We start from the raw sequence: 1,921 nt of genomic DNA, 5'->3' as shown, positions 1-1,921 counted from the left end.
CGCCGGGTAGCTATTCATATTTAATCCCTTCGGGATATTTCTTTAGCAGATAAATCAGGTCTCATTCACCATTTTGACGCTTCTTCCTATGACCCCAGGTACGCATTTAGGGGAAGAACCAAAAATAAATCACCATCCTCCCATACACCTTATACCCCAAAATACCCCCAAACTCATCAATAAATACCCCACAAAGCAAGAAATAACCCCTATAATCAACTTTCAACTTTCAACTTTCAGACTTTCGACCTTCAGACTTTCGACCTTCGACCTTCGACCTTCGACCTTCGACTTTCGACTTTCCGCTTACTACAAACTCATTATCATTGTAATGTCAATAAAGACTAATATATTAGTAGATAAGTGAATATATAGAATGTAAGGGCTAATATAATGGACAATAATAAATTTATATTAGATGATTTCAATCCACCAGCTATTGCTCGGGGGATCGCTGAAAGGATGAAGGCGTTTCGGATTTCCCAAAATGTTACCCAGGCAACTCTGGCTCATCGGTCTGGTGTGAGTCTAGGAAGTATTAAGCGATTTGAATCACAGTATAAAATATCTTTAGCTAACCTGTTGAGGATTGCCCAAGTATTAGAGGCTTTGGAAGCCTTTCATCATTTATTCCCTACCATGGAATATAGGAACATGGATGATTTGCTGAAGTCGAAACAGAAGCACAGTCGCAAGCGAGCCAGAAATGTTTAAACCAGTTGAAAAATCAGAAGTATATCTAGGTGATCAAATTGTCGGTAGATTAGCTATAACGGCAGAAATGCGATGCGCTTTTGAATATACCCCTCAATTCCTAGCTACTGGCTTTGCCATATCACCATTCTATTTGCCGCTAAAGCCTCGTCTTTTCCTGGCAGCAGCAGAACCATTTTCTGGCGGCTTTGGTGTATTCAACGACAGTTTACCTGATGGTTGGGGAAATCTATTGCTTGATCGATTGCTGGCCAGTAGAGGAATTGATCATCGGTCATTGTCACTTCTGGATCGCTTAAGCCTGGTAGGGGGTGCTGGTATGGGTGCTCTGGAGTATCGGCCTGACCGGAGTTTTAGTAATAATCAGAGTAAGTTGGATATTCCAACTATTGCGGCTGAAATAGAAAAGATTTTAGCTGAGACTCAATACACACAGAACCTGGAGCTTTTGGTTGCAGTAGGAGGGTCTTCAGGAGGTGCCAGGCCAAAAGTGATGCTGCAAGTGGATGGTCGGTCCTGGCTGGTGAAATTCCCTGCTCCTCAAGATGCCTCAGATATTGGTGAGGTTGAATATAAATATTCCAGGGTTGCGAAGCTCTGCAAGATCATCATGCCCGAGACAGCACTTTTTGAGGATAAATACTTCGGAGTGAGAAGATTTGATCGAGTAGGTACCAATAAGATACATATGCTGACTGCCTCAGGACTATTGAATGCCAGTCATCGATATCCTGCTCTGGATTACGTAGATCTAATCAAGGCAACTCGCATTTTGACTGGAAATATCGAAGATGCTTACCGACTGTTCCGGCTCGGAGTATTCAATGTGCTCACAGGCAATAGAGATGATCATGCTAAAAATTTTTCCTTTCTATACAAGGATAACCAGTGGCAATTGGCTCCGGCATATGATCTTGTACCCAGTCCTGGATTTGGCGGGAATCATACAACCACCATGGCCGGTTCAGGCCAACCAGATAGAAATGATATGGTAACGGTCTCAGATCAGTGTGATTTGGACCGAAAAGTATCCCAAAATGTCATTGATGAGGTATATGAATTATCCACCCCAATCCGCCAAATTCACTGGTGACACTATCCTCCAACCAGCTTTTCACCTTCGACCTTAAGACCTTTGACTTTCTGACACATCATAACTTTTCACCCATCTTCGCTCTATGAGCTACGCTGGGCATGCTTCTAACCC

At 42.8% G+C, this 1,921-nt stretch carries 2 protein-coding genes; both read left to right on the top strand.

The window, feature by feature from the left end; genetic code table 11:
• Positions 1–393: 393 nt before the first annotated feature.
• On the top strand, positions 394–714 hold the full coding sequence (locus tag U9Q77_12110) for a helix-turn-helix transcriptional regulator (protein MEA3288102.1): 321 nt from the start codon (positions 394–396) through the stop codon (positions 712–714).
• The gene (locus U9Q77_12105; GenBank protein ID MEA3288101.1) at positions 707–1,807 is read left to right on the top strand and encodes a type II toxin-antitoxin system HipA family toxin; all 1,101 of its coding nucleotides are present in this window, start codon (positions 707–709) and stop codon (positions 1,805–1,807) included. Before U9Q77_12110 ends, U9Q77_12105 begins: the two co-directional genes overlap by 8 nt.
• Positions 1,808–1,921: the final 114 nt, after the last annotated feature.

It is taken from the genome of Candidatus Neomarinimicrobiota bacterium (assembly GCA_034716895.1).
In the GTDB taxonomy this organism is placed as follows: domain Bacteria; phylum Fidelibacterota; class UBA8477; order UBA8477; family JABMPR01; genus JABMPR01.
The sequence above is the reverse complement of the archived record's forward strand: the minus strand, read 5'-3'. Positions and strand labels throughout refer to the sequence as shown.

Bases quoted from the DNA above. Each gene is read 5' to 3' on its own strand.
- U9Q77_12110 (MEA3288102.1), top strand. From the start codon at position 394: ATGGACAATAATAAATTTATATTAGATGATTTCAATCCACCAGCTATT.
- U9Q77_12105 (MEA3288101.1), top strand. From the start codon at position 707: ATGTTTAAACCAGTTGAAAAATCAGAAGTATATCTAGGTGATCAAATT.